The organism is Mesorhizobium sp. P2_B5 (assembly GCF_056404775.1).
In genome coordinates this window covers 206,956-226,150 of sequence record NZ_JBFUDJ010000002.1, presented here as the reverse complement: position 1 = coordinate 226,150, position 19,195 = coordinate 206,956, and the positions used below count along the sequence as shown (strand labels likewise).

Genomic DNA, 19,195 nt, shown 5'->3' with positions numbered 1-19,195 from the left:
GCTTGCCCCACGATATGGCCGTCTTTATCAAGGACAGGCTTTTTGAATGCCTTTGCCGCCCGTGAGTCGCCAATAGTCATGCTTTTGAGATTGCTTCGCCTCATTTTGGTTTTCACGCTGATCATTTCGGCGTCGCCTTCGTTCGAGGCGATGGCGCAGGCGCTGGGCCAGGGCTCCGCCGGCTTGATCACCGATCAGCAGAAGGTCATCCAGGGCCTGACGGCCAAGACCGACGATCTCGAGAAGAAAATACAGCAGGACGGCGAGGACGATGCCTCCCTCGTCGATATCCGTCTGCAGCTGGAGGATTTGTCGCGGGCGGCGCTGACCAGTGCGCTGGCGTTCCGTTCGCGGCTCACCGACATCAACAATCGCATCGAGGTGCTGGGTCCTCCTCCGGCGGCGGGCCAGCCGCAGGAGCCCGACATCGTGACCGGCGAGCGCCAGGCGCTGGCATCGGAAAAGGCCGAGATCAACGCGGTTGTCGCCAGCGCTCAGAACCTGTCGATCCGCATCAGCGGGCTGATCGACAAGATCGGCAATATGCGCAGCGAACTGTTCCGCAACCTGCTGACCAAGCGCTATGTGCTGTCCGACGTGCTGAGCCCGCAGGTTTTTTCCGACGCCCGCGACGAATACGCCAACCTTTTCAGGGCGGTGTCGTCCTGGCTCACCTTTGCCTTCAAGTTCAAGTTCCAGGCGATGCTCGCGGCGACCTTCATGTCGTTGGGGCTGGCCGCGATATTGTTCGTCGGCGGACGCCGCCTGTTCGGGCGTATCTTCGAAGCCGATCCATCGGTCGAGGACCCCACCTATCTCAGCCGCCTTTCGGTGGCGTTCTGGTCGACCTTGCTGCCGACGCTGGCGGTCGGCGCCTTTCTCGCTTCGACGGTCTTCCTGTACAATTATTACAATGTGCTGCGCGGCGACATCGGCCTCTTCCTCAACGCGCTGGCTGGCGTCATCGCCGTCGTTTTCTGCGTCAACCGCCTGACCAATGCGGCGCTGGAACCGCGGCAGCCGAACTGGCGCCTGATCCAGGTTGAGACCGGCCCGGCGCGTTGGCTGGTGCGGCTGACGACAGCCATGGCGATTGTCATCGGCGTCCACTATTTCCTGGCGGTGGTCAACGACAGTATGGGCTCGCCGCTGTCGCTGACGGTCGCCAGAAGTTTTGTCGCCGCCATCATCGTCGGCGTCATCCTGATCCTGATGGCGCTGCTGAGGCCGTACAAGGGCTCCGATGGAAGCTGGCGTCCATGGCCAACCTGGCTGCGCTATACCGCCATCGCGCTCGGCCTGGCCACCATTGTGGCAGCGCTGTTCGGCTATATCGGCCTGGCAATCTTCGTTTCGGTCCAGGTCGTGGTCACCGGCACCATCCTGGTCACCGCCTATATCGGCTTTCTGTCGGCACGCGAGATCGGCGAGGAGGGCGGTTTCGCCGGCACCTCGATCGGGCGCTGGCTGTCGGCCAATGCCAGCTACGAGGACACCGCGCTCGACCAGCTCGGCCTGGTCGTCAGCGTCGCCATCAATCTGATGATCGTGCTGGTGTTCCTGCCGCTGATCCTGTTTATGTGGGGGTTCCAGCCCGGCGACATCCAGGCTTGGGCCTACAAGCTGGCAACAGGCATCACCATCGGCTCGGTGACGATTTCGGTCACCGGCATCCTCAGCGGCATCGTCGTTTTCATCATCGGCTATTTCCTGACCCGCTGGTTCCAGGGCTGGCTCGACGGCTCGGTGATGGCGCGCGGCAAGGTCGATACCGGCGTGCGCAATTCGATCCGGCTGGCGGTCGGTTATGCCGGCGTCGCGGTCGCCGGTCTCGTTGGCATCTCGGCGGCGGGCATCGACCTCTCCAACCTGGCACTCGTTGCCGGCGCACTTTCGTTGGGTATCGGTTTTGGCCTGCAGAATGTCGTCTCCAACTTCGTGTCCGGCCTGATCCTGCTGGCCGAGCGGCCTTTCAAGGTCGGTGACTGGATCGTCGCCGGCGACACCTCAGGCACGGTCAAGAAGATCAGCGTGCGCGCCACCGAGATCGAGACCTTCCAGCGGCAGTCGGTGATCCTGCCCAACTCGAACCTGATCAACAACGCCGTCGGCAACTGGACGCACCGCAACAAGCTTGGGCGTGTGGAGATCAAGGTCGGCGTCGCCTATGGCAGCGACGTCAAGCGGGTGCACGCCATCCTCTTGGAGATTGCGCGTGGCCATCCGCTGGTCCTGAAGAACCCGGAGCCCTTCGTGCTGTTCACCAATTTCGGTGCGGCGGCACTCGAGTTCGAGATCCGCGTGTTTCTCGCCGATGTGCTGAACGGGGCCATCGTGCAGAACGATATCCGCTTTGCCGTGCTCGATGCTTTTGACGCCGAACATATCGAAATCCCCTCGACGCCGCGCGCCGAAGTCAAGGTCAAGCAGACCGAGGCATGGCCGCTCGACGACGACAAGATCGAAGTCGAATTCGCCGAGAAGGAGCAGGCGGAGGCCGAAGCCGCCGCCGAGAAGGCGCGCCTGGCCAAATCAGGCCGCAAGGCGCGCAAACCCGATCCCAGCTAGGGCCCGGGCTCCTCCCAAACCAATTGCGGCATGAATGCGGCATTCAGTTGCGGTTCAGCTTGCATCTCATATAAGCTCACATGCAAAGGCGAGAATGCCTTGCGAAATGCAACAGAGGCGGTGTGGAAACACCGATATTGCAAAATGTGGAAGTCGCTCGTCGTCGCCATCGCCCTTACCGCAGCGAGTGGCTCGGCCTTTGCCGCCAGCGCGGTCAACAAGGACGCTGAGACCCGTATGCTGATCGTGACGGAAGGCGGCGGCAAGACGGAGCTGGCGCTAGCCGCCGGCGAAACAGTGGAATTCTGCCCCAACGGCTGTTTCGTCACCTTACCCAATGGTGACCTCGAGGCCCTGACCGGCTCGGAAACGGTCGAAATTTCGGGTGGCGTCGCTCGCATCAAGTAAAGTTGGCGGGCAGCTCTTGCAAAGGCCGGGCAATGCCCGGCCTTTTATTGTTCGTGGTAGTGATTGCTTAACAATGACGCGGGAAATATCGTCGCGCCTACCGGCTGCAACCAGGCGTTTTAACGTTCACTGCGCCGTTCCGCCGCTATACCCTTGCAAAGACGCCGAAACACGGCGCGACGGGTTTATGAGCAGGACAGGACAGACATGGATGCGCGGTCGGACAAGAACGCAATCCCGCTTGCGGTCGACCTCGACGGCACGCTGATTGCGACCGACCTTTTGTGGGAAGGCCTGTTCATCCTTCTCAAGAAGAATCCGCTCTATATCTTCCTGGTTCCGTTCTGGCTGGCCGCCGGCCCGGCGCGGCTGAAGCAAGCCATCGCCGACCGCATCGACATCGATCCGGCCGCGCTACCCTATCGCGAAGCACTGCTGCAGCGCCTGCGAGCCGACCATGTGGACGGCCGCAAGATCGTGCTGGCGACAGGAACGCCACGCAAGTTCGCCGAGGCGATCGCCGCCCATCTGGGCATCTTCGACTATGTGCTGGCGACCGACGGTCCACACAACATGACCTCGGGCCGCAAGCGCGACGCGCTCATCGCCGCCTATGGCGATGGCGGTTTCGACTATGCCGGTAACAGCCGTCACGATCTCAAGGTTTTCGAAGCCGCGCGCGACGCCATCGTCGTGGCGCCCGACCGCCACGCGAAGCGCTGGCAGACCGCGCATAGCGCCGAAATGGTGCCGGCGCAAGAAAGGACGTTGAAGACATTCGTCAAGATGCTGCGGATGCATCAGTGGCTGAAGAATTCGCTGATCGCGGTGCCGATGGTGCTGTCACACGAATACTTCAACGCCAACATGATCTGGCAATGCATGCTGGCGTTCGTCTCCTTCAGCGCGGTGGCTTCGGCGATCTACATCCTCAACGATTTCTTCGACCTTGCGCTCGACCGCAAGCACCCGACCAAACGCAACCGGCCGTTCGCCAGCGGCGCGCTGTCGATCCCGTTCGGCCTCGGCGCGATGGTCGGCCTGTTGGCGATCGGCATTGCAGCCGGGTTGCTGTTGCCGATCGAGTTCCTGGGTGTGCTCGCCGGCTACATTGTGGTGACCACGGCCTATTCGCTGTCGTTCAAGCGCATGCTTCTGGTCGACGTGCTGACGCTGGCCGGCCTCTACACGGTGCGCGTGCTGGCGGGCGCCGCGGCAACCGGCGTCGAGGTCTCGTTCTGGCTGCTCGCCTTCTCGATTTTCTTCTTCCTGTCGCTGGCGCTGGTGAAGCGCTATGTCGAACTGCGCACCACGGCCATTCCAGTGGGCGAGCGTATTGCAGGCCGCGGCTACCGCATCGAAGACCAGGAGATCGTCGCCCAGGCCGGCATGGCGTCGGCCTTCTCCTCGGCGCTGGTGCTGGCGCTCTATATGGACAGCGCCGCCGTGCGCGAACTCTATCCGCATCCCTGGCTGGTCTGGCCGCTGGCGCCGATCGTGCTCTATTTGACCATGCGCGTCTGGATCCTGGCACGCCGCGACGAGATGAACGACGATCCGGTCGTCTTCATCATCCGCGACTGGCGCAGCCAGATCATCGTGGCTATCGGCGCAGCACTGCTGGTCGCCGGAGGCTGGTAGCATGGCGGACGAACGGTTCCAGAGTTTCGGCCGCGCCACGCCGGCCGCAAAGCGGACCATCGCGGCCGATACGGCTGTCGAGCTGATGAAGAGCGGCAAGGCGAAGGCAAACGGCTTGCTCGCCTATGGCAACGGTCGCTCCTACGGTGATTCCTGCCAGAACGAGGCGGGCGCGGTCGTCGACATGCGGCCGCTGAACCGTATCGGCGCCTTCGACGCCGAGACCGGCCTGCTCGAGGCCGAAGCCGGCGTGTTGCTGTCCGACATCATTGCGCACGCCGCACCCTACGGCTTCTTTCCGGCGGTGGTTCCGGGCACCCAGTTCGTGACCCTTGGCGGCGCCATCGCCAACGACGTTCACGGCAAGAACCATCACCGGCGCGGCACTTTTGGTTGCCATGTCGAATCGCTGACGCTGCTGCGCTCGGACGGGCGGACCTACACCTGCTCGGCAACGGACAATGCCCGGCTGTTTGCGGCGACGATCGGCGGCATGGGGCTGACTGGCCTAATCCTGTCGGCCTCGATCCGGCTGATGCGGGTGCCTTCTCTCGACATCGTCGAGACGGCAGCGCGATTTGCCGACCTCGGTGAATTCTTCGAACTGGCCGAGGCCGCCGACCAGGCCAATGAATATGCCGTCGCCTGGATCAACCAGCTTGCCGGCGGCCATGGCCGCGGGCGCGGCCTGTTGTTGTCAGGCAATCACGCCGAGCATGGCTCGCATGCGGCGTCGCGCGCCGGCTCCCGCCTTTCGGTGCCGATCCAACCGCCGTTCAACGTCCTCAACCGGCCGTTCCTGACTGCTTTCAACGCCGCCTATCGGTGGAAGAAAGGGCGCTCGGCGGCGCCGTGCCAAACCGGCTATCAGGGCTTTTTCTTTCCACTGGACGGCGTCGGTGACTGGAACCGGCTCTATGGCCCCAAAGGTCTCTACCAGCACCAAAGTGTGGTGCCGGAACATGCCGCGCGCCAGACCGTGCCGGAGCTGCTCGACGCCGCACGGCGAGCCGGGCAGGGCTCTTTCCTCACCGTGCTGAAGCGCTTCGGGTCGATCCGCTCGCCGGGTCTTCTGTCATTTCCGCGGCCCGGCTTCACGCTGACGCTCGATTTTCCCAATCGCGGCGGCAAGACGCTGGCACTGCTTGGCGAACTCGACCGCATCACGGTCGCGGCCGGCGGGGCGGTCAACCCTTACAAGGATGCGCGCATGAGCGCCGATGTTTTCGCGGCGTCCTTCCCGGATTGGCAGCGGCTGGAGGCGCTGCGCGACCCGGCGTTCATGTCCAGTTTCTGGCTGCGGACGGCGAAAAAGCTCGACATGCGGCCGGCGCGCGTCGAGGCGGCGCAATAGCCAGAATTCGAATAGATTATGGTAAATAGACCGTAAAACCCAGCGTAGTTCAAACATTGTCGTGGCTTCACGAAATGTTTGCAGGTTTGTAATAGGACGCTTGCAAGCGACGAGTGGAAAATATGAAATATATAGTCTTCATTCTGTTCACAGTCATGACCAATGCCGCCGCTCAGCTGATGCTGAAGCAAGGCATGATGTCGCTTGGCCCGATTTCGTTCGAAGGCACCAACCCGCTTTTGAAGCTCCTGCAGATCGTCTTCAGCCCATGGGTGTTCCTCGGCCTGTGCACCTTCGTCATCTCGATGGCGTCGCATCTCTATGTGCTCTCCAAGGTCGAGCTCAGCTTCGCCTATCCGTTCCTCAGCCTTGCCTATGTCGCGGTCGCGATCTTCGCCTATTTCATCTTCCGCGAGGACCTCAACGCCTGGCGCATTGCCGGCATCGCCTTCATCTGCGTCGGCACCGTGCTGATCGCGCAAAGCGGGCGGGGGCATGACGATCAGACGGCTTCCATTGACCCCGACAAGATCCAGACAAACGAGATCGTTCGATGAGACATATAATTTTCGGCGGTGACGGCTTCGTCGGCCGTCATCTTGCCCCGAAGCTTGTGGCCGACGGCGAAGAGGTTGTCGTTGCCGATGTCGTCAAGAGCGACCTGCCGCATTATCGTTCGGTCCGTTTCGTCACCTGCGATGTCACCGATCCGGCCTCGGTGGCCAAGGTCGGATTGAAGGCCGACGACATGGTCTACAATCTGTCGGCCAAGATGCTGTCTCCGATCCAGGTGCGGGCCAAGCGCCACGACTTCTTCTTCCCGGTGAATTTCCACGGCACCGAACACATCATGCAGGCGATGGACAAAGCCGGCGCGCCCAAGCTCGTCCACTACACCACCGACATGATCTACGGCCACACGGTGACCCAGCCGATGACCGAGGAGCATCCGGTCGCCCCGCTCGGCGAATATGGCTGGTCGAAGCAGAAGACAGAAGAGCTCGCCGCCGAATGGCGCAAACGCGGGATGTCGATCTCGCTGTTCCGGCCGCGCCTGATCATCGGCCCCGGCCGTCTCGGCATATTGGAAAAACTGTTCAAGCTGATCGACTGGAACCTTCCGGTGCCGATGATCGGTTCAGGCAAGAACCCCTATCAGTTCATTTCTGTTTTCGATTGTGCGGAAGCTGCGCGCGCGGCCTGGAAGGCCGGCGTGCCCAATGAGGCCTATAATCTGGGCTCGCTCAATCCGCCGCCGGTTCGGAAATTGCTCGGTGACCTGATCAAGCACGCCGGGTCGAAATCGTTGCTGATCCCAACACCGGGCTGGGCGGTCAAGCGCACGCTCGACCTGCTCGATCTCATGAACATGCCGATCATGGATCCGGAACAATATCTGATCGCCGATGAGGAGTGCGTGCTCGACGTGTCCAAGGCCGAGCGCCAGCTTGGCTGGGTGCCGCAATATCGCGACGAGGACATGCTGATCGCGGCCTACAGCGAATACCGCGCCAAAAAGGACGGGCTTGCCGTCAACGCCAATCATGTCCCCGCTGAATAATGGGACGACCAGGAGAACTCCGAGATGACCGTCATGGCCAAGCCTGAGCAGACGAACGCGCGCACCATGGTCAGTGCGCCGGCGCTGTCGCCCACCACTATTGCCAAGCCCGATCTGATCAGCGTCGAGCAGGCGAAGTCGATGGATGTCGCGCGCATGACCGACCTGTTCAAGGCGCATCTCAACCCGGGCCAGCTGCATTTCATGAAGCTGCTCGGCTTCCACAAGATCAAGATCGAACGCGCCGAAGGCATGTTCTATATCGACCAGAACGGCCGCAAGATTCTTGACTTCTTCGGCGGCTTCGGTTCGCTCGCCTTCGGCCACAACCATCCGCGCATCCTGGAGGCCCGCCGCAAATTCCAGGAGGAAAAGCGCCAGGAAATCGCCATCGCCTTCATGTCGCAATATGCGGCCGCACTCGCGCACAACATCGCCAAATGCTCGCCCGGCGATCTCGACATGGTGTTTTTGGGTTCGTCCGGCTCGGAGGCTATGGAAGCAGCGGTGAAGCTCGCCGAGCGTGCTGCCGGTCCTAAGCGTCCCAAAATCGTCTATGCCGAGAACTCCTTCCACGGCAAGACCAAGGGTGTGCTGGGCATCACCGACGGCCAGCTCTACCGCGCCGATTTCAAGATGGCGGACAACACGGTGCGCATCCCGTTCGCCGACATCGAAGCGGTCGAGCGCCTGTTCCGCTCCGATCCGGAAGTCGGCGTCATCGTGCTCGAAACCATCCAGGGCGGCGGCGGCATCATCCAGGCGGAGGCGCAATACTGGCAGAAGTTGCGCGCTCTCTGCGACCAGTATGGCGTGCTGTGGGTGGCCGACGAAGTGCAGTGCGGCTATGGCCGTTCCGGCCGCTTCTATGCTTTCGAGCATTACGGCGTCGTGCCTGATGTGACCGCGCTGGCCAAGTCGCTCGGCGCCGGCAAGGCGGCGGTCGGTGCTATGATCGCGCGGCGCGAGGTCTATATGAAGGCCTATGGCACGCCGAAGACGGCGATGATCCACGCCATGGCCACCTTCGGCGGCATGGGCGAGGCCTGCATCACGGCGATCGAGGGCATCAACGTGCTCTATGACGAGGGGCTGATCGACAACGCCGCCTCAACCGGCGATTACTTGCTGCAGCGTCTGCAGGCGTTGAAGGAAAAATATCCGAAGATCATCAAGGATGTGCGCGGCAAGGGCTTCATGGTCGGGCTCGAGTTCCACGATTTCTCGCAGACCTTGCCGATGGTGCTGCGGCCGATCGTCAGCGTGCTCGACGACAAGCTGAAGGGTTCGCTGTCGGGTTTCGTCGGCGCGCTGTTGCTGCGCGACTATGACGTGCTCGTCGCCTTCACCGAATACAACCGCAACGTCATCCGTCTCGAGCCGCCGCTGATCTGCCAGCGCGAGCAAGTCGATCGTTTCGTCGATGCCTTCGACAGCCTGTTGTCGCGAGGCATCGTGTCGATCGTGAAGGATTTCGTCAAAAGCCAAGTCCGTTAAGTCCCGAGCCTGACAATGCTGAGCAAGCCTCCCGCCGCGCAAAGCACACTCGACCGGCTGACCGCTGCCGCTCTCGCGTGGGGCGAGGGGACTTATGCGCGATGGGCGGCGCCGATCGGCGCGATCGCGTTTTCGCTCTACATCCTGCTCACGGCCTTCACCGCCTGGACGATGCCCGACGCCAATTGGGACATGCTGCCCTATCTCGCCGTTGCCGAGGAGGGCACGTACCCCGATGCGCAGGCGCTGCATGACTATGCCTATAGCACGGTCCAGGCCGGCGTGTCGGCCGCCGACTACAAGGCGCTGACCGACGATGGCGGCGGCTTCCGCAGCCATATGGCTGAAAATGCCGCCGACTTCCACTCGCTGCTCGGCATGTACCGGATCAAGTTTCTCTACGCCGAAATGCTGTCGACGATGAGCGCGGTAATGTCCCCGGTCGAGGCGATGCGGGTGCTGCAAGTGGTCTCGGTGCTGCTGTTCGGGGCGATAACGCTGTTCTGGCTGCGAACCGAAGGTGCGCTGCCGCTGGCGCCCGTGATCGGCGCGGTGCTGATCATGGCCGATTTCGGCGACGCGGCGCGCGCCTCGACGCCGGATCTTTTGTGCTCGGCGCTGTTCCTCGGCGGCCTGCTTGCCTATGTGCGCGGCCGCGAGGCGGCAACCGCTAGCCTGCTTTTCCTCGCCTTCATGGCGCGGCCGGACAATATTGTTTTCCTGGCCATTTTCGCCGTGTTGCTGCTGGTTTTCCGGCAGCGGGCATGGGGGGCGCTGGCCGGCTTTGCCGCTTCCTTCGTCGCCTATTTCGCCATCTCGCACTGGGCGCAACATCCCGGTTGGTGGCCGCATCTGTGGTTCTCCAGCATCGAGCAGCACTACAATATGGATGGTTTCGAGCCGCCGTTTTCGGTTGGCGCGTATCTCAAGGCGTTCGCCGCGTCCTTCCTTCGAGCCATTGAGCTCAACAGCTGGGTCGGCGTCTCAGTGCTCGCGCTGGCCGGGTGGTTTGCGCTCAGCCGCGCCGGCTTTAGGCTCGATCGCCGCGCCGGCATTCTGCTGGCAGCACTTGTACTCGGCGTGCTGGCCAAATTCACCGTCTTCCCGATCCACGATACCCGTATTTATTTCCCCAACCTTTTGCCGCCGTTCCTGCTGCTGGTGGGGCCGGTCATGGCACTGTGGACGTCGGCAAGCCCAGGTGGAAGGCGGCCCATCGCCTTGCAGGTCATACCAGGAGATAAGCCTTGAGTTCTGAATCCGGCCTGGCTCGCATTGCCCTTTCGCTCGGCCTGCCCGCCGGCCTGCTCGATCGCGGACCGTCGCTGCGCGGCACGAAATTCCTGGCCAAGGCGGCGCTGAAGGCGCGCTTTAGCGGCGGCGGGCAACCGTTCCAGATGGTCAATGTCGGCGCTTGCGACGGTGCGCTGTTCGACGACGTCACCCCATGGCTGCATCGTATTCCGCAGGCGCGGGCCGTGCTTGTCGAGCCGATCCCGTACAATCAGAAACGGCTGCGCGCCAACTACCCCGACACGGAACGCTTCATCATCGAGCCGGTGGCCGTGACAAAAGCCAAGGGCACGATCACGGTCCACACGTTCGATGCCGCAGCGCTCGAGGCCGGCACGCTGCCGATCGAGTTCATCGGTTGCTCGTCGGTAACCGACACCAATTTGATGTCGGGCAAGAATGCCTGGGGCGAGGCCGATGCCAATTTCAACAAATTCGCGCCGCACCTCAGGGATATCGAGGTGCCGTCTGAAACGCTGCAGACGCTGCTCGACCGCAACGGCGTCACGCATATCGACGCCTTCCTCGTCGATTGTGAGGGCGCCGACTGGATCGTCTTTGAACAGCTCGACCTCAAGCGTTACCGTCCCGGCATGATCAAGGTCGAGGTCGGCGCGCTGCCGGCCCCGGAAATCGGCCAGGTCGTGGTCAAGCTGAAGACCGCGGGCTACCAGGTCGGTTTCCAGGCCGAGGACATCTGGGCCTTCGCCTGAGATAGATCGCCACTGACGACACGCCGGCGCGCTGGTCGCGCCGCATCTGCGACGTGTCGCAAACAGGCGGTAGCTCCATCCGCGTCCTCTGCATATTGTGCGCCATTCGAACGGGCGCGGACGCGCCCGCTTTATCCCCTTGGAGTCGCGGGCAATGGCAGAGTTTCCGAAACAGGCGAAGGTCGTTATCGTCGGCCTGGGTGGTATTGTCGGCGCATCGATCGCCCATCACCTGATCGAACGCGGCTGGACCGACATTGTCGGCATCGACAAGTCGGGCATCCCGACCGATATCGGCTCGACCGCGCATGCCTCGGACTTTTGCTACACGACGAGCCATGATTTCCTGTCCTGCTGGACGACGCTCTATTCCATCGATTTCTACGAGAAGATGGGCCATTACGCCCGCATCGGCGGCCTCGAAGTGGCGCGCGTCGGCGACGACAGCCGCATGGACGAGATCAAGCGCAAGATCGCTTCGGCCAAATCCTTCGGCACCCGCGCCCGGCTTATCGAGCCGGCCGAGATCAAGGAAAAGTTCCCGCTGATCGAAGTGTCCATGGTGCAGGGCGGCCTGTGGGATCCGGATGCCGGCCTGGTCATTCCGCGCTCGCAGACCGTCGCCGGCAAGCTGGTCGACCAGGCGGAGGCGTCGGGGAAACTCAAATCCTTCGCCAACACGCCGGCCAAATCCCTCATAGTCGAGGAGGGCCGCATCAAGGGCGTCGTCACCGACCGCGGCACCATCATGGCCGACTATGTCGTCGTCTGCGCCGGCATCTGGGGCCGGCTGATCGCCGAGATGGTCGGCGAAGACCTGCCGGTGATGCCGATCGACCATCCGCTGACCTTCTTCGGCCCCTACAACGAGTTTGCCGGCACCGGCAAGGAGATCGGCTGGCCGCTGCTGCGCGACCAGGGCAATTCGGCCTATATGCGCGACACCGGCGATCCCAAGACGGCCGAGGGCGGCCAGATCGAATGGGGCTACTACGAAGAGACCAATCCGCGCCTTTGCCATCCGCGCGACCTTCTGGAAAAGGACCAGGCGCGGCTGTCGCCGTCGCAGCGCGACCTCGACATGGAGCAGATCCTGGCGCCGCTCGAGCGCGCCATGGAGCTGACGCCGATCCTGGGCGAGCTCGGCTACAATGAAAGCCATTCCTTCAACGGCCTTTTGCAGGTGACCGCCGATGGTGGCCCGTCGATGGGCGAGAGCCAGAAGGTGAGGGGTCTGTGGTACGCCGTCGCCATCTGGGTCAAGGACGGGCCCGGCATGGGCAAGCTGATCGCCGACTGGATGACCGACGGCCGCACTGAGATCGACCATCACGCCATCGACTATGCGCGCTTCTATCCACACCAGACCAAGGAACAGTTCATCTGGGATCGCTGCACCGAAACGGCGATGAAGGTCTACAATCCGGCGGTGCATCCACGCGAGCCGTTCTCCAAGGGCCGCAACATTCGCCGCTCGCCGTTCTGGGAGCGCGAGAAGGAACTCGGCGGCTACTTCATGGAGCTGGGCGGCTGGGAGCGCGCGCATGGTTACGCCGCCAACGAGCACCTGCTGGAGAAGTATGGCAACCGGGTTCCCGTGCGCGAGAACGAGTGGGACAACCGCCATTTCTGGCGCGTCTCCAATGCCGAGCACCTGGCGATGAGCGAGGATTGCGGCATCGTCAACCTGTCGCATTTCTCGATGTATGACGTTGAGGGGCCCGATCATGTCGCGCTGCTGGAATGGCTGTGCGCGGCCAAGATCGGCGGCGACAACAACATCGGCAAGGGCATCTATACCCACTTCCTCGACGAGGAAGGCATGGTGCGCGCCGACTTCACCGTGATCCGCATGGCCGATCGCTGCCGTCTGATCGATGGCGCCGACGCCGGCCCGCGCGACTTCCGCTACATGCAGCGCACCGCGCAGGACAAAGGTTTTGATGTCACCGTCACCGACGTGACGGAGAAGTTTGTCACCATCGGCATCTGGGGTCCGAACGCCCGCACGACGCTGCAGAAGGTGGTCGAGAATCCGGACGGCCTGTCGCTCGAGAATTTCCCGTTCGCGGCGATCAAGCCGGTCAGGATCGGCGGCAAGGATGTCACCGCCTTCCGCATCTCCTATGTCGGCGAGCAGGGTTGGGAATTGCATATGCGCTACGAAGACGGTCTGGCCGTCTGGGACGCGCTGCGCTCGACCGGCGTGATGCCGTTCGGCGTCGAGACCTACGCCAACACGCGGCGCATGGAAAAGAGCCTGCGGCTGCAGAATGCCGACCTTCTGACCGAGTACAATCTGCTGGAAGCAGACCTTGCCCGACCGAAGGTCAAGGAGAACGATTTCTGCGGCAAGGCGAAGCACGTCGAGTATCGCGCCCGCGACCATCAGCCGGCGATCCTGTGCACCCTGGTGATGACCGAGAACGTCGATCCCAAAGGCGTCGCCCGCTATCCCGTCGGCACCATGCCGGTGATGGATCCAAAGACCGGCGAGACGCTGGTCGATGAACTCGGCCGCCGCTCCTTCACCACCTCCGTGGCCTATGGCCCGACCATCGGCAAGAACATCGCGCTCGCCTATCTGCCCCGGGCCTATGCCCAGGAAGGCCGTAAGCTTAGTGTCGAGTATTTTGGCGAGACCTATCCCGTCGAGGTTGCTGGTGTCGGCTACAAGCCGCTCTACGATCCGGAGAATTTGAAGCCGAGAAGTTGAGCGGACGCCGCAATCGCGGAAGTATGAATGCAAAGCCCGGCTCATAGCCGGGCTTTTCCCTTTGTCAGCCGCTGATTCTCGCTTACCTTGCGGCATGTCTGCATTTTCGCGCGCACGACATCTCCTTTCAGGCAGCGCCGGGCTGGCGCTGGTGGTTTGGCTGACACCACCGATTGAGGCCGCCGAGCCGGTCGATGTCGAACTGGTGCTGGCTGTCGATGTGTCACTGTCCATGTCGCCGGGTGAACTCGAAATTCAGCGTCACGGCTATGCGGCTGCGCTGACACACGACAATGTGCTGCAGGCCATTGCCGACGGCGCCTATGGCAAGGTTGCCGTCACCTATGTCGAATGGGCGGGAGCGACCACGCAACAGGTCGTCGTGCCGTGGACGGTGATCGCCAGCCGGGCCGATGCGGAGCGGGTCGCGGCGCAGCTTTCGGCCCATCCGCCGGCCAGCGCCCGGCGCACTTCGATTTCGGGTGCGCTGGAATTCGGCAGCGACCTTTTTGCCGAAAGCGGTTTTCAGGGAACGAAGCGCGTCATCGATATCTCCGGTGATGGCCCCAACAACCAGGGTGAACCCGTCGACATCGCCCGCGACGCGGTGGTCAAGCAAGGCATCATCATTAACGGCCTGCCGCTGATGACGCGCGGCGGCGGGTTTGGCGGCGCCTATGACGTCAACAATCTCGATCGCTATTATAGCGACTGCGTCATCGGCGGTCCCGGATCCTTCATGATCCCGGTCAATGACTGGACGCAGTTTCCCGAAGCGATCCGCCGCAAGCTGGTGCTGGAACTGGCCGGCCCCGCTTCGCCGCAATGGGCAAGCGAAGAGGCCGCTCACCCGCCTGTGGTGCTGGCGCAGGACCGGCCGACCGACTGCCAGGTCGGCGAAAAAATGTGGCGCGACCGCAGCTGGATGTTCGACGCGCGCTAGGAGGTCAGGCGGCCAAGAGCTGCTTGCGGTCGACGCGCTCCTGTTGCGGCGAGCGGGCGTAGAGCTCGCGGTAGCATTTGGAGAAATGCGAGGCCGAGACGAAGCCGCAGGCGACCGCCACCTCGACCACCGGCATCGACGACTGGATCAAAAGGTGCCGGGCGCGGTCGAGGCGGATTTCGAGATAGTAGCGGGCAGGGGACCTGCCCATCTCGGTACGGAACAGGCGCTCGATCTGGCGGCGCGACAGGTCGACATGGTCGGCGATCTCGATCAGCGACAGCGGCTCGGAGAGGTTGCCTTCCATTAGCTCGATGATGGTCAGCACCTTGGAGTTCTGCACGCCGAGGCGGGCGCGCAGCGGCAGGCGCTGGCGGTCGGTCGGGCTGCGCACGCGGTCGGTCAGCACCTGCTCGCAGACACGGTTGACCAGATTGTCGTCGAAGTCGTCGCCGATCAGCTTCAGCATCATGTCCAGTGCTGCGGTGCCGCCGGCGCAGGTGTAGATGTTCTGGTCGATTTCGAAGAGGTCGGCAAAGACGTTGGCCTTCGGGAAGGCCTCGGAAAAGCCCGGCAGGTTTTCCCAGTGGATGGCGCAGCGCTTGTTGGACAACAGGCCGGCGGCGGCAAGGATATGCGCGCCGGTGCACAGGCCGCCGACGGCGACGCCTCTGTTGTACTCCTCGCGCAGCCAGGCGAAGGCCGACCTGTTCTGGTAGCGCTCGACATTCACGCCGCTGCAGACAATGGCCATGTTCGGCCGGTCCGGTCCGGCCATTTTCTTGCGCTCTTCCTCGAGCGAGGTGTTGACCGCGCATTCGACGCCATTGGAGGCGCGCACCGGCTTGCCGTCGATGCTGGCGAGGCGCCAGCGATAGGCCTCATAGCCAAGCATGCGGTTGGCCGAGCGCAGCGGGTCGAGCGCCGTCGCAAAGGCAATCATGGTGAAGTCGGGGACGAGGAAGAATACAAACGATCGCTTGATCGGATGCTTTACGGCGTTCAAGGGAACCTCACGCAGCCATGGCGCGAACAGGATGTCGCGAACAGCATAGCGACATCAGGAAAAACCATTCCTGTCAATTGGCTAGGCGGCCAAGCGGCAACTAAATTTGCGACATGGGTCGCAAATGGGCAATCCTTGGGGATGACAGGCACGGGCTGCCGCCGGATCGAGCATCGCTATCCGGCAACATCGGCTTCAGAACGAAAAACGCCGCCTCGGTCAAACCGAAGCGGCGCTGTTATCGACTGTCGACAGCGGCAGGGAGCGCTGCGCGGTAGTCGTGATCTCAGGCGACGAAGCCAAGGCGCACCGCGTTCATGGCGCCGGTCTGGCCGGGCATGGTGTTGGCAAGGCGCTGGCGCTCGAGAGCGGTGGTCAGGTTCATTTCGCGGCGGGGGAAAAGGCGGGCAAAAAGCTTCATCATCATCTCCTATCGGTTGCTCAGACGGGTCGCCTTCGCTTGATGGAGTGGGGCAGCTCGTTTGCTGGCGCTGATATAGGCTTGTGTGAGCAGAAACTAAATCGCAAATGCGAAGCGCTTGATATGAAAAGCGACATCAATTGCGACATTTTTGGGCAGATTGCCTTGGATTTGTGATTACTTACAAGGCGTTAATGCGGAAACTGGGCCGGTATGCAGCTTGCTCATATGCGCCATGCAAGGGCGACATGGCTCTGAAATTCATTTGAGTGCAAATAAGTCAGAGAAGGTCTGGGCTAAAACAGAGAAGGCCTGCCGGGCTGGTTCTGCGCGGCAGGCCTTCAGCACATGGTACACAATGGTTTACTTTGCTCCAGCCCAGGATCCGACGCCGTGGCGTGCACCGGTCTTGGTGTCGGCAGCTTCAGGCCAGCCGATATCCTTCTGCAGTTCGATCGGCAGCGAGCGGATCGCACGTTCGGTCTGGAAGCGGGCGCGGGCCGCGCTGAACTCGGTCGCAAGCTGACCGATGGATGACAGGATAGACATTTCATTCTCCTTTGGTTGTGGCACGTCCCGCATGAACGCGTTCTGTGACCGGGATATTCCGCATCGAATGCAATTTCGTGTCAGGAGCTTTTCGATCCGGGGCACGTCCTGCCTTCGATGGAGTTGACTATCCTCCCAATCTGATGTTCAATCAAACGAAATGGAATGATGCTTCACATCAGAAAAATTGAAGGTCGATCCCAATGAACGCCCCACTCAATCACCCGCTGCCGCTGCTCGATCTCGACGTTTTGCGCACTTTTGTGGCCATTGCCGAGACCGGTAGCTTCACCACCGCGGCCAATGCGGTGTTCCGCACGCCGTCGGCGGTCTCCATGCAGATCAAGAAGCTCGAGGACATTCTCGGCCGCTCGGTCTTTGCGCGCGATGCGCGCTCGGTGACGCTGACCACCGATGGCGAGATGCTGCTCGGCTATGCCCGCCGGCTGTTGTCAATCAACCGCGAGGTTGTGTCAAAATTCATCATCCCCGAGATCGTCGGCGTGGTGCGGCTCGGATCGCCGGACGATTATGGTGAGCGCGTGCTGCCGCATGTGCTGAAGCGCTTCGCGCAATCGCATCCGTCGATCGCCGTCGACGTCACCATCGACCAGAGCAGCAATCTGCGCCGGCGCATGGACGACCGGGCGCTCGACATCACGCTGTTGACCAATTCCTACAAGACCAGCGCGCTTGGCGCCGAGGTGCTGCTGACAGAGCCGATCGTCTGGGCCGGCGCCAAGGGCGGCAGCGCGCATCTGCGCGAGCCTTTGCCGGTATCGCTGTGGGAAGAGGGCTGTGCCTGGCGGGCCGGCGCGCTCGATGCGCTGAGCCGTGAGGGCCGCAACTACCGCATCGCCTATATGAGTGCGCATACGGCCGGCCAGCGCGCCGCCATCATGTCCGATCTCGCCGTGGCGCCGTTGCCGAAGTCGTTCCTCGGCAACGACATGGTCGAGCTCTGCCCGAAGGACGGCATGCCCGATATCGGCACCTACAATCTGGCGATGGTGGTGTCGCCGGACGCCAGCGCGCCGGTCAAGGCCGTCGCCGACCATATCCGCGCGACCTTCGAACTGTTCCGCGAAACCGGCAAGTTCTGAGTTATTCCGCTGCCTCGGCAGGGCGCGCCGAAGGCGGTTCGCGCTCTGCGCCGCGCAGTTGCGCGCCGCCTGGCGGGCTCACCTTCAAGGAAGGTGACGATGCTGTCCCTGGCGCGACGCGCCTCCGGCATTTCGATCAGCGGCCAGACGTGGAACATCCCTTCCTCGTAGACGACGTCGATATCGACGCCGACAGCGCGCGCCTTTTTGGCGAAGATCAGATTGTCGGGGCTGAGCAGGTCGTGTGAGCCGGTCAGAAGCAGGGTCTGCGGCAGCACCGAGAGGTCGCCGTAGAGCGGGCTGATATGCCAGTCGCTGCGATCGATGCCGGCGCTGTACATGCGGATCGCTTCCAGCCCGCCTGATATACCCAGCCACGGATCGTTGCGTTCCGCCTCGAACACTTCCGGGTTGGACAGCGACATGTCGAGGCCGGGTGAAATCAGCACGTGGCGCGACGGCAAGGACAGGCCTTCTTCGGCCGCCATCATGGTCAGCACCACGGCCATGTTGCCGCCGGCGGAATCGCCCATGAAAACGATATTTTCGGCGTCCGTCTCGTCCAGCATCTGCCGGTAGACCTCGCCGACCATGCCGAACATGGCGTGGAAATCATGCTCGGGCGCGATCGGGTAGATAGGTACGGTGATGCCGAAACCCAGCCGCTCGGCCATCTCGGCGATCAGCCCCCAATGATAGGAGGTGATCTGGAAGACGTAGGCGCCGCCATGCATGTAGAGGATGCGCCGGCGCTCGCCGGCCTTCGGCGCGATCTCGTAGACGGGGAAACCATCGACGCTACACTCGGTGATATGGAGGCGCTCGCGCAGCAATGCCGGAGGATGGTGGTCCTCGGTCTTGCGCGCATAGGCGATCCAGCGCTGCAGGTTTTCGGGGCTGGCAAATGCCTTCTTCCGGCTGTGCCGGAGGATGAAGGAAACGACATGGCTTTTGAAACTGGGCATTCGAATACACAAGCTCGGCAGCAGCCGACTAAGAGAATTCCCCTACTATTTCGAAGATCGCGCTTCCAGCCGAAATGTCAAGAATTTGGACCAACGCAACACGGTTGTTTGATCGACCGAGTTTGCGGTTTTCCCGCCAACGGCCTCAGCGCCGGGGCAGCAGCGCGGCGCGCAGCTTGATGTCAGGCGCAGCCGGGACCACGCGGCGGCCCCGGCGTTTTGTCAGCAATTTGCATTTGTCGGCGAAGGTCATCAGCGGCCCGAACCCAGGATCAGGCGCGTCAGGTTGGCCTGGGCGTCGATGCGCGGCGACACGGGCCAGCCAATGTCCTTCTGCACTTCAGGCGGCAGGCTGTTCATGGCCCGCACGGACTGGGCATGCTTGATGGCCGCACGAAAACGGCCGAGGCTGTCGAACATCGACATCTTCATTCTCCTTTGAAGCGTTGTGACGGCG

General features: G+C 62.4%; 17 protein-coding genes. 13 read left to right on the top strand and 4 right to left on the bottom strand.

Translation table 11 applies throughout. The features are described 5' to 3' along the window. The first annotated feature begins 78 nt into the window (after positions 1 to 78). The 11 genes from AC1D1N_RS07610 to AC1D1N_RS07560 all read left to right on the top strand — a co-directional run bounded on the left by AC1D1N_RS07610 (position 79) and on the right by AC1D1N_RS07560 (position 14,694). Positions 79 to 2,568 (top strand): mechanosensitive ion channel family protein, encoded by a 2,490-nt coding sequence (locus tag AC1D1N_RS07610; RefSeq protein WP_477347612.1) that lies wholly within the window; start codon positions 79 to 81, stop codon positions 2,566 to 2,568. Between the two features lie 144 nt (positions 2,569 to 2,712). Then, entirely contained in the window at positions 2,713 to 2,976 is a 264-nt protein-coding gene (locus AC1D1N_RS07605; protein ID WP_352560214.1) for a hypothetical protein, read from the top strand. A gap of 207 nt (positions 2,977 to 3,183) precedes the next feature. After that, positions 3,184 to 4,617, top strand: a complete 1,434-nt coding sequence (locus AC1D1N_RS07600) for a UbiA family prenyltransferase (protein ID WP_477347610.1) — start codon at positions 3,184 to 3,186, stop codon at positions 4,615 to 4,617. Position 4,618: 1 nt separating this feature from the next. Continuing rightward, on the top strand, positions 4,619 to 5,971 hold the full coding sequence (locus AC1D1N_RS07595; protein WP_477347608.1) for an FAD-binding oxidoreductase: 1,353 nt from the start codon (positions 4,619 to 4,621) through the stop codon (positions 5,969 to 5,971). Positions 5,972 to 6,093: 122 nt separating this feature from the next. Continuing rightward, positions 6,094 to 6,528, top strand: a complete 435-nt coding sequence (locus AC1D1N_RS07590) for an EamA family transporter (RefSeq protein WP_112565444.1) — start codon at positions 6,094 to 6,096, stop codon at positions 6,526 to 6,528. Continuing rightward, complete coding sequence (locus tag AC1D1N_RS07585; RefSeq protein WP_436260464.1) at positions 6,525 to 7,532, top strand: NAD-dependent epimerase/dehydratase family protein; 1,008 nt, start codon at positions 6,525 to 6,527, stop codon at positions 7,530 to 7,532. The genes AC1D1N_RS07590 and AC1D1N_RS07585 overlap by 4 nt, the downstream gene beginning before the upstream one ends. Before the next feature lie 66 nt (positions 7,533 to 7,598). Beyond that, positions 7,599 to 9,029 carry an aspartate aminotransferase family protein gene (locus AC1D1N_RS07580; protein ID WP_477348823.1) on the top strand — a complete coding sequence of 477 codons (1,431 nt, stop codon included), beginning with the start codon at positions 7,599 to 7,601 and terminating at the stop codon, positions 9,027 to 9,029. 15 nt (positions 9,030 to 9,044) lie between these two features. Further along, positions 9,045 to 10,280, top strand: a complete 1,236-nt coding sequence (locus tag AC1D1N_RS07575; RefSeq protein ID WP_477347605.1) for a hypothetical protein — start codon at positions 9,045 to 9,047, stop codon at positions 10,278 to 10,280. After that, on the top strand, positions 10,277 to 11,035 hold the full coding sequence (locus AC1D1N_RS07570) for an FkbM family methyltransferase (RefSeq protein WP_477347603.1): 759 nt from the start codon (positions 10,277 to 10,279) through the stop codon (positions 11,033 to 11,035). Before AC1D1N_RS07575 ends, AC1D1N_RS07570 begins: the two co-directional genes overlap by 4 nt. 154 nt (positions 11,036 to 11,189) lie before the next feature. Further along, positions 11,190 to 13,751, top strand: a complete 2,562-nt coding sequence (locus AC1D1N_RS07565) for a GcvT family protein (RefSeq protein ID WP_477347601.1) — start codon at positions 11,190 to 11,192, stop codon at positions 13,749 to 13,751. 94 nt (positions 13,752 to 13,845) lie between these two features. Next, complete coding sequence (locus tag AC1D1N_RS07560; RefSeq protein WP_436260460.1) at positions 13,846 to 14,694, top strand: DUF1194 domain-containing protein; 849 nt, start codon at positions 13,846 to 13,848, stop codon at positions 14,692 to 14,694. A gap of 4 nt (positions 14,695 to 14,698) precedes the next feature. Here the strand turns inward: AC1D1N_RS07560 and AC1D1N_RS07555 are convergent, their stop codons facing one another. Continuing rightward, positions 14,699 to 15,637: a GlxA family transcriptional regulator gene (locus AC1D1N_RS07555; protein ID WP_352560327.1), complete on the bottom strand. Its 939-nt coding sequence runs from the start codon at positions 15,635 to 15,637 to the stop codon at positions 14,699 to 14,701. A 343-nt stretch (positions 15,638 to 15,980) separates the two neighbouring features. Between AC1D1N_RS07555 and AC1D1N_RS07550 the strand changes: the two genes are divergently transcribed. Further along, complete coding sequence (locus AC1D1N_RS07550; protein WP_436262099.1) at positions 15,981 to 16,298, top strand: hypothetical protein; 318 nt, start codon at positions 15,981 to 15,983, stop codon at positions 16,296 to 16,298. Positions 16,299 to 16,484: 186 nt separating this feature from the next. On the opposite strand, the gene AC1D1N_RS07545 is transcribed toward AC1D1N_RS07550, so the two are convergent. Beyond that, positions 16,485 to 16,670, bottom strand: coding sequence for a hypothetical protein (locus tag AC1D1N_RS07545; RefSeq protein ID WP_112565246.1), 186 nt, complete (start codon positions 16,668 to 16,670; stop codon positions 16,485 to 16,487). Positions 16,671 to 16,873: 203 nt separating this feature from the next. On the opposite strand from AC1D1N_RS07545, the gene AC1D1N_RS07540 reads away from it, so the two are divergent. Next, a complete protein-coding gene (locus tag AC1D1N_RS07540; RefSeq protein ID WP_023670389.1) occupies positions 16,874 to 17,773 on the top strand; it encodes a LysR substrate-binding domain-containing protein in 900 nt (299 codons plus the stop codon). Here the strand turns inward: AC1D1N_RS07540 and AC1D1N_RS07535 are convergent. Together AC1D1N_RS07535 and AC1D1N_RS07530 are read right to left on the bottom strand one after the other, a co-directional pair. Next, the gene (locus AC1D1N_RS07535; RefSeq protein WP_477347599.1) at positions 17,665 to 18,738 is read right to left on the bottom strand and encodes an alpha/beta hydrolase; all 1,074 of its coding nucleotides are present in this window, start codon (positions 18,736 to 18,738) and stop codon (positions 17,665 to 17,667) included. The genes AC1D1N_RS07540 and AC1D1N_RS07535 overlap by 109 nt on opposite strands. 252 nt (positions 18,739 to 18,990) lie before the next feature. Continuing rightward, the gene (locus AC1D1N_RS07530; RefSeq protein WP_185970170.1) at positions 18,991 to 19,164 is read right to left on the bottom strand and encodes a hypothetical protein; all 174 of its coding nucleotides are present in this window, start codon (positions 19,162 to 19,164) and stop codon (positions 18,991 to 18,993) included. Between the last annotated feature and the right edge of the window lie 31 nt (positions 19,165 to 19,195).